This window comes from Actinomyces sp. oral taxon 849 str. F0330 (genome assembly GCF_000239715.1).
Classification (GTDB): domain Bacteria; phylum Actinomycetota; class Actinomycetes; order Actinomycetales; family Actinomycetaceae; genus Actinomyces; species Actinomyces johnsonii.
The window spans coordinates 122,010-129,796 of the sequence record NZ_JH470356.1 but is presented as its reverse complement, the minus strand read 5'-3'; the positions used below and the strand labels follow the sequence as shown (position 1 = coordinate 129,796).

Annotated in this window: 8 protein-coding genes; 3 read left to right on the top strand and 5 right to left on the bottom strand. The window is 70.5% G+C overall.

Features of this window, described 5'->3' with window-relative positions:
- The coding region (locus HMPREF0975_RS11515) for an ABC-ATPase domain-containing protein (RefSeq protein ID WP_009234356.1) at window positions 1–1,729 on the top strand (1,729 nt) is incomplete at its 5' end.
- 97 nt (window positions 1,730–1,826) lie between these two features.
- Here the strand turns inward: HMPREF0975_RS11515 and HMPREF0975_RS11510 are convergent.
- The 4 genes from HMPREF0975_RS11510 to trhA form a co-directional block, all read right to left on the bottom strand.
- Window positions 1,827–2,534 carry a hypothetical protein gene (locus HMPREF0975_RS11510; protein WP_009234355.1) on the bottom strand — a complete coding sequence of 236 codons (708 nt, stop codon included), beginning with the start codon at window positions 2,532–2,534 and terminating at the stop codon, window positions 1,827–1,829.
- A gap of 251 nt (window positions 2,535–2,785) precedes the next feature.
- Window positions 2,786–3,502, bottom strand: a complete 717-nt coding sequence (gene msrA / locus HMPREF0975_RS11505) for a peptide-methionine (S)-S-oxide reductase MsrA (protein ID WP_009234354.1) — start codon at window positions 3,500–3,502, stop codon at window positions 2,786–2,788.
- Window positions 3,503–3,657: 155 nt separating this feature from the next.
- Complete coding sequence (locus HMPREF0975_RS11500; RefSeq protein WP_009234353.1) at window positions 3,658–4,143, bottom strand: GreA/GreB family elongation factor; 486 nt, start codon at window positions 4,141–4,143, stop codon at window positions 3,658–3,660.
- Between the two features lie 324 nt (window positions 4,144–4,467).
- Entirely contained in the window at window positions 4,468–5,184 is a 717-nt protein-coding gene (gene trhA, locus HMPREF0975_RS11495) for a PAQR family membrane homeostasis protein TrhA (protein ID WP_009234352.1), read from the bottom strand.
- Window positions 5,185–5,550: 366 nt separating this feature from the next.
- Between trhA and uppS the strand changes: the two genes are divergently transcribed.
- Together uppS and HMPREF0975_RS11485 are read left to right on the top strand one after the other, a co-directional pair.
- Complete coding sequence (gene uppS / locus HMPREF0975_RS11490; protein WP_009234351.1) at window positions 5,551–6,366, top strand: polyprenyl diphosphate synthase; 816 nt, start codon at window positions 5,551–5,553, stop codon at window positions 6,364–6,366.
- Window positions 6,367–6,470: 104 nt separating this feature from the next.
- On the top strand, window positions 6,471–7,412 hold the full coding sequence (locus HMPREF0975_RS11485; protein WP_009234350.1) for an EamA family transporter: 942 nt from the start codon (window positions 6,471–6,473) through the stop codon (window positions 7,410–7,412).
- Window positions 7,413–7,422: 10 nt separating this feature from the next.
- Here HMPREF0975_RS11485 and HMPREF0975_RS16830 read toward each other — a convergent pair.
- Window positions 7,423–7,787 (bottom strand): FCD domain-containing protein (locus HMPREF0975_RS16830; RefSeq protein ID WP_009234349.1); only part of this gene is annotated, 365 nt, incomplete at its 5' end.

Sequence of the window (7,787 nt, the reverse complement as noted above, 5' to 3'; positions counted from 1 at the left end):
GCCCCGCGACGGCCTCCTGTCCGACCTCGTGGGCCACCTCCATGCCCTCGACGGGCGCTCCTACGCCGCCTACAAGGCGATCGTCGGGCGCTACCGGGCCCCCGCCGGCTGGTTCCTGTACATCGACCGCGTCCAGGCCGACCCCTACGCCCCGCCCACGCGCATCCACATGGACGTGCCCACTGACCTGCACGGCCTGGCCCTGCTCGACGAGGCCGACCTGCTGGCCGACGTCGACCGGCGCCTGGCCGTGGGCGACTTCCTCACCCGCGAGCTGCACGCGGGCTTCCGCGGAACGGCTCTGTCGATCGCCTCCCCTGGGCAGGAGATCCTTGAGCGCTCCAGCGTCATCCTGCGCCCTGACGAGCAGAAGGAAGGGGCCGGCTGGGTCCTGGAGATCCGCGCCCGTCTGGCCCTGCCCGCCCAGGGACGCTCCATCCAGGGCCGCGAGGCCTCCCGGATCGTGGGGCGCGACCTGGTGCGCGAGCTGGAGGAGGCCACGGACCTCACCGGCGAGCGGGGCGACCGGCTCGTGCGCCACGTCGCCATCCTCGAGGACCACCGGGCTCTGAGGGCGGCGGTGGCCCGCAACGGCTGGGTGTCCTTCCTCGCAGATGGCGCCGTGTTGCCGCGCCGCTCCGGCGTGAGCGATGAGCCCCTGGACGGCGGCGTCCCCCTCCAGGCCCCCGACTCCATGGCCGCCACGGTCGAGCTGCCCCACGCCGGGAGCGTGCGCGGTACCGTCGTCGAGGCCGGTGTGAGCGTCATCGTCGGAGGCGGCTACCACGGCAAGTCCACGCTGCTGAGCGCCATCGAGCGCGGCGTCTACCCGCACGTGCCCGGGGACGGGCGCGAGCTCGTGGCCACGGTTCCCGACGCCGTCAAGGTGCGGGCCGCCGACGGGCGCGCCGTGACCGGCGTGGACCTGACCCCCTTCATCTCCCACCTGCCGGCCGGGCGCGACACCGCCTCCTTCACCACCCGCAACGCCTCGGGATCCACCTCCCAGGCCGCCTCCATCATCGAGGCCGTCGAGGCCGGCTCCACCGCACTGCTGCTCGACGAGGACACCTCCGCCACGAACCTGCTCATCCGCGACTCGCGCATGCGCGAGCTGGTGGCCGCCGAACGTGAGCCCATCACGCCCCTGGTGGACCGCATCACCGCGCTGTTCCACCGGCGGGGCGTCTCCACGGTCATGGTCATGGGCGGCTCCGGGGACTACCTGGATGTGGCCGACCGGGTCCTGCTCATGGACGCCTACCACCTGCGCGACGTCACCGAGCAGGCCCGCCGGGTCGTGGCCGACCAGCCCCGGCCCCTCACCGAGCTGGAGGACTTCGCCGCGCCTAGGCAGCGCGTCCCCGAACCCGCCCCGCCGCGCACCCGCCGGGGACCGGTGCGCACTCGCGCCCAGGGCACCTCCACCCTCATCCTGGACCGGGAGGACATCGACATCTCCGACGTCGGCGGCGTCACCGACCCCGGGCAGGCCGAGGCCATCGCCTACGCCCTGCGCGCCCTGCTGGAGCAGCGCTTCGACGGGGTCTCCCCGCTGCGCGAGTGCCTGGACGATCTCGAGGCCCTGCTCGACGACGAGGGCCTGGACGCCCTGACCGACGAGCGCGAGCGCCCCGCCTTCCTCGTGCGCCCCCGCATGGTCGACGTCGGCGCGGCCGTCAGTCGCTACCGCAGGCTAGAACTGGCCGGTCGGACGGACGAGGACTGACGGCCGGCCTCCCGTACTTCGACAAAAACTTCAGAAACGACGCGGCTCCGGGTCGTTTCTGAAGTTCTTGTTGGTGAGTAAACGTATGGCTTGCGCGCTAGGCGGCTGAGCTGGTCCGGTACTCGCTGGTCTTGGTGTGGATGAGACGCGGGATCGAGATGGTGTTGTCGAACAGGCCGTCGCGATAACCGGACTGGAGGGCGAATAGCACCATGAAGCGCAGTGCCATGGGGTTGGTCGTCGGGGCCATGCGCCGCAGCGTGGAGTTGGGCATCTTGCGCAGGATGCCGACGATTTTGCCGGCGTCGCGCCAGTTGGCCCGCACCGGGGGGACATTGAGGCGGTCGAGGGCCTCGACCTCGCGCAGGAAGAAGTCGGCGCCCTCCCGCTCGGCCGAGCGCCACCATCCGGCGCGGTAAGTGGCTTCGAGCTGCGCGACGGCAGCGCACACGGCGGCGTAGTCCACGCCGACGACTTCGGTGCGCAGCTCCTCGGCCCGGATCCGCTCCAGCGTGGCGTGCGCCAGCGGCAGGATGGCCCGGGCGACGTCGTCGACGGCGTTGTTGCGGGTGAGCCGGTCGGCCTCGGGCAGGGGCTCGCCGTCACGCGGCAGGCGCGCGTCGATCTGCTCCAGGCGGGCGATGGAGGTGCGCAGATCTTGGGTGAGGCGGGCGGTGGAGCGCGGGACTCCCAGGGCGATGAGCAGCTCGGTTGCGGCGCGCCACTGGAAGTCCGCGTCCTCGGCCCAGTGGATCTCAGGCTCCATCTGGTCCGGCGACGACGTACTGGTCTGATGAGTGCTCATCGGGGTTGAGCCTCCTGTGGGTGCGCAGGGAAATAGTCAGGCGGTCGCGGCTACTCAAGGCTGAAGAGTGCGGGTTCGCGACCGGTGGCGAGTGTCTCAAGGCAACGTGTGAAAACCCTGGTGGTTTATGGTTCAAAAGCTGGAACGGATGAGTGGGGGTGCAACGGTGGCGGTTGAAAGGCGATGAATGCCGTTGTCGGTGGGGCGCGGCGAGTGGTGGACGGCGTCTAGACCACTGTCAGGCGGTCACCTCAGGCCGGGGCGTCTTCGGGGGCCAGGATGTCGGTCTGGGCGGGCAGGTCCGTGATGCCAACCGGGCAGGTCACCCCGTTGGGGCCGTGGTTGCAGTAGCCGTTCGGGTTCTTGTGCAGGTAGGCCTGGTGGTAGTCCTCAGCCAGGTAGTAGGGGCCGCCGAACTGAGTCGGCGCGTCGGCGGCGTCCTCGATGGTGGTCACGCAGGTGCCCAGGCCCAGGCGGGTCAGCTCGCCCTGGAAGGCCTCGCGGATCCGCAAGGCCGCGTCGCGCTGGGCGGGCGTCGTCGTCCACACCGCCGAGCGGTACTGGGTGCCGATGTCGTTGCCGTGACGGTTCAGGTGCGTGGAGTCGTGGTTCTCCCAGAAGGCCCGCAGCAGGGTCTCCCCGCCCTCGCCGCACACGGCCGGGTCGTAGACGACGCGCACCGTCTCGGCATGACCGGTCACCCCGGTGCACACCTCCTGGTATGTGGGGTTGGGCGTCTGGCCGCCCATGTAGCCGACCGACGTCGAGACGACGCCGTCCTGGCGCCACAGGATCCGCTCCACGCCCCAGAAGCAGCCGCCCGCCAGATAGATGACCCGACTGCCCTCAGGCCACGGTCCGTCCAGGGGCGTCCCCAGCACTGGGTGGTCTCCGGGGGCGGGCAGAACCGGCGTCTCGCGGCCGGTCGGCGCCGATCCGCTGAGCGAGTGACGAAGGGCGTTGAACATGAGAACACGGTACTGCGCCCTGCCTCTATTCCCGCCCGCGCTTCACTGACCGCGAGGAAGAGGAGGGACGAGACATCGAGCCGGGCATTTCTCGCGGTGCCCAACAGAATTTCGGTGGGGCTGCGGGAAAAATGCCCGGCTCGGTGGAGACAGAGTCAGACCCGCTCGACCTTGACGATCTCGGCCTTGATCTCCCGGCCGGTGGGGGCCTCGTAGGAGACGGTGTCGCCCGCGCGATGCCCCATGAGGGCCTGGCCCAGTGGGGCGTCGGGGGAGAAGACCTTGACGCCGTCGGGCACGTCCGCGGTGATCTCCTGCCCGCCCAGGGCGAAGATCTGCTCCTTGCCGGCCACCTTCGCGGTGACGATCGTTCCGGCCGAGACCGAGCCGTCGTCGGCCGCCTCGCCGATCTGGGCGTTCTCCAGCGTCTCCTCGAGCTGGATGATGCGTGCCTCGTTGAGCCCTGCCTCCTCGCGGGCCGCGTGGTAGCCGGCGTTCTCCCTCAGGTCACCCTCCTGGCGGGCCGTCTCCACGCGCTGGGCGATCTCCTTGCGCTCGGTCGTCTTGCGGTGCTCGAGCTCGGCGGACAGGCGGTCGTAGGCCTCTTGCGTGAGCCAGGTGCCCTGTGACTGCTCGGACATGGGTCCTCCTTGGATGACTGGTGCTGGTCGCTCGGCGGCGGTTGGGCGGAGCCACCTTGCGACGACGACACCCGGCGGCTCCTCGCAGGGCCAACCGGGTTTGAAGCGCGAGTCTACGCCGGAGTCTGAAAGAACGCTGAATGCTTGGCGGAAGCTGCTGGGGTGTCAGGCGTTCGTGCGCGCCGCAGTGCCGGGCCGAACGTCCGCTGACCTGCCCGATCGGGGTCGGCCGCCGCTTTCAGGAAAGGCGGTGGGGAGATGGGCCGATTGACGTCGCGGTGGCGTGCGATGGTGTTCTCACCGTGCGCCGCAGCCTCGGTCCGCCTACCGCAGGATTGCCAGGAAGCAGGCCACGCACTGGCAGGCCCATGCGGCCACGGTGCACACGTGGAAGATCTCGTGAAAGCCGAACCAGCGCGGCGAGGGGTCGGGGGTCTTGCGGGCGTAGACGACGGCGCCCAGCGTGTAGGTCACGCCCCCGGCCACCAATAGCCACACGATCGCCGGGCCGCCGGTTCGCCAGAACTGTGGCAGGAACCAGATCGCCACCCAGCCCAGGATGATGTAGAGCGCGGTGGTGAACCAGCGTGGCGCACTCATCCACAGCAGGTTCGTGGCCGTGCCGATCGCGGCGCCGGCCCACACGATGCCCAGGACCAGGGCGGCCGTGCGCGTCGGCAGTAGCGCCACCGACAGGGGCGTGTAGGTGCCGGCGATGAGCAGGTAGATGTTCGCGTGGTCGATCCGCCGCAGAGTGGCCGCCACTTTCGCGGACCAGTAGCCGGTGCCGATGTGGTAGACGCCGGAGTTGGCGAACAGCAGCAGTGAGCAGGTCAGGTAGATGGCGCAGGCCCACTTCAGGCCCGTCCCTGGCGCCAGGACGGTCAGCACGATGCAGGCCGCCAGGGCCAGCGGCGCCGTGCCGGCGTGGATCCAGCCGCGCAGCTTCGGCTTGACGGCGGCGATGACATCCCTGGCGGACGTGGACGCAGTGCGGCGCGGAGCCGGTGTCGGCGGCGTCGGTGACGATGTCGAAGACATGGGCGTGGGCGTCCTTCTGGGTGGCTCGGGCTGAGGGTGCGGTCAGTTCTGGACCTTACGACTCCGTAGGTTACGCGAGCGTAGGTTGTGGTGGTAGCTATCTGAAGGGCGATGTGATGCGGGTGGCACGACGCCCCTCTCCAGCCGGCTCCTCGGCCGCTGCTGTGTGGGCCGGCACGGTCGAACGATCCTGATACGCCCCTGTTGTGGCCTGTTAACCCTGAGTGAACCTGACGGCCGGATTTGACCCGGCTGTTAGCCGTCTGACCCAGCGCGGGAGGGATGACGCGCGATACCGTTGGCGGTGGCCCCGCGCCGTCGGGTCCCCGTCCCTACAACCCCACCGAGGAACCCCGAGGAAACGGCATGGCAGGCGACAACTTCCTCTACGACATCTACGAGCGCCGGCTGGCTGCGCGCATCGACCCGGCCACGGTGCCCCGCCACGTGGGTGTCATCCTCGACGGCAACCGGCGCTGGGCCAAGTCCATGGGGTTCGGGGCAGCCCAGGGGCACAAGCGCGGCGCGGACAAGATCGAGGAGTTCCTCGGGTGGGCGGAGCAGATGGGGGTCCGGGTCGTCACCCTGTGGCTGCTGAGCACAGACAACCTCTCCCGGGACCCGGCAGAGCTCTCGCCCCTGCTCGATATCATCGCCCACGCCGTCGACGAGCTCGCCGAGACCGGCCGCTGGAGCCTGCGGCTCGTGGGTGCCGTCGACCTCCTGCCCGAGCCGCTGGCCGAGCGCCTGCGCGCGGCCGTCGCCAGGTCCCGGCTACCGGCCGCCGATGCCCCTGAGTCGGACGGGAAGGCGGGCGAGGCCACCGCTCAGGATCGGCGCATGCAGGTGAACATCGCCGTCGGCTACGGGGGCCGCCAGGAGATCGCCGACGCCGTGCGCGAGCTGCTGCGCGAGCGGGCCGCCGCCGGGGTGAGCCTGGAGGAGGTCGCCGCTTCGCTCAGCGAGGAGGACATCACCGATCACCTCTACACCAAGGGTCAGCCCGACCCCGACCTGGTCATCCGCACCTCGGGCGAGCAGCGGCTCTCCGGGTTCCTGCTGTGGCAGTCGGTGCACTCCGAGTACTACTTCTGTGAGGTTAACTGGCCGGCCTTCCGGCGCGTGGACTTCCTGCGGGCGCTGCGCGACTTCGCCTGCCGGGAGCGCCGCCTGGGCAGGTAGCCGGGCGGGCCTTGCTGCGCCCGGCGCGCCGGCGCGCCGCGCTGGAACCGTGGAGGGGTGACGCGTGAAGGAGCCGCAGGAGGACGGGCGACAATACGGGAGTGATGAACGGTGATTCCCGCCCGCCCCGCGGCCTGAACAACAGCGCAGGTGCGAGTGGCGCGGGTAGTGCGGGTAGCGCGGTGGTGGGAAGGGTTCCGGCACCGCTGGTCTTCGTCGTCTCAGCCTTCTCCCAGTACCTCGGTGCGGGCCTGGCCGTCTCCCTGTTCTCGCTCATGCCCTCAACGACGGTGGCCTGGTGGCGCCTGGTGGTGGGCGCCACCGTGCTCATGGCGCTCCGATGTCCTTGGCGCCGGAGCTGGACACCCAAGGCGCTGGCGCTGGCCGCCGCCTTCGGGACGGCCACGGCCACCATGAACGTCATCTTCTACGCGGCGATCTCACTGCTTCCGCTGGGGACGGTCGTCTCCTTGGAGTTCCTCGGGCCGGTCGCTGTCGCCGCCTTCACGGGGCGCGGGTGGCGGCCGCGCTGCTCCGCGGTGCTGGCACTACTCGGAGTCGTGTCCATCTCCGGGCTCGGCGTCGACGTGGGCGAGCCGGATCAGAGGACGGGGGTCGTGCTCGCGCTGGCGGCCGGTGCGGCCTGGGCGGGCTACATCCTTCTGGGGCGACGTGTGGCCTCGGCCGGGACCGGGATCGACTCACTCGCTGTGGGCATGGTGTTCGGTGCGCTGGTCTACGCTCCCTTCGCCGTCGGCACGGCTGCCGGCGCCCTGGCGTCAGTAAGGTCGACGGCGATGGCGCTGGGAGTCGGGCTGCTGTCGACCGCGGTGCCCTACGGACTCGATCAAGTGGTGCTCAAACGGCTCGGGACGGATACCTTCGCGCTCCTGTCCTCGCTCATGCCGGCGACCTCGATGCTGGTGGGAGTGGTGGTGCTGGGCCAGCTGCCCAGCGGCTGGGAGGTCACCGGGCTCGTGCTGGTCTCGGTGGCCGTTGCCCTGGCCAGTGTGGACGGCCGCGCGCCGCGTCCTGCGAGTCACTGAGGAAGGGGCGTCAAGCCTCGAGGAAGCCGCGCAGACCGCGCTCGAGCAGGGCGCCGCGCACCTCGGCGACGAGGTCTCGCATGGAGGACTCCGCCGTCGCGGCGTCGCCAGCAGCGATCGCGCCGGCGACTCGCTCGTGGAGCTCGAGCGCCTCAGGCTGGGGCACCTGTACCCGGCCGGTGAGCCTGGCTCTCCCGGAGAGCACCTCCGCGACGATGCCGGTCAGCGCCTTGAAGGCGTCGTTGTGGCTGGCTTCCAGGACGAGGCTGTGGAAGGCGATGTCGTCGTCGAGATAGGAGGCGACGTTCCCGGTGGCGCCCTTGGCTCGGATCGCGGCCGCCAGCGCCAACAGCCCCGAGCGCTGCTCCTCGGTGG

Coding starts and splice junctions, on each gene's coding strand:
- HMPREF0975_RS11510 (WP_009234355.1), bottom strand. CDS start 2,534: ATGAGCACTCATCAGACCAGTACGTCGTCGCCGGACCAGATGGAGCCT.
- msrA (WP_009234354.1), bottom strand. CDS start 3,502: ATGTTCAACGCCCTTCGTCACTCGCTCAGCGGATCGGCGCCGACCGGC.
- HMPREF0975_RS11500 (WP_009234353.1), bottom strand. CDS start 4,143: ATGTCCGAGCAGTCACAGGGCACCTGGCTCACGCAAGAGGCCTACGAC.
- trhA (WP_009234352.1), bottom strand. CDS start 5,184: ATGTCTTCGACATCGTCACCGACGCCGCCGACACCGGCTCCGCGCCGC.
- uppS (WP_009234351.1), top strand. CDS start 5,551: ATGGCAGGCGACAACTTCCTCTACGACATCTACGAGCGCCGGCTGGCT.
- HMPREF0975_RS11485 (WP_009234350.1), top strand. CDS start 6,471: ATGAACGGTGATTCCCGCCCGCCCCGCGGCCTGAACAACAGCGCAGGT.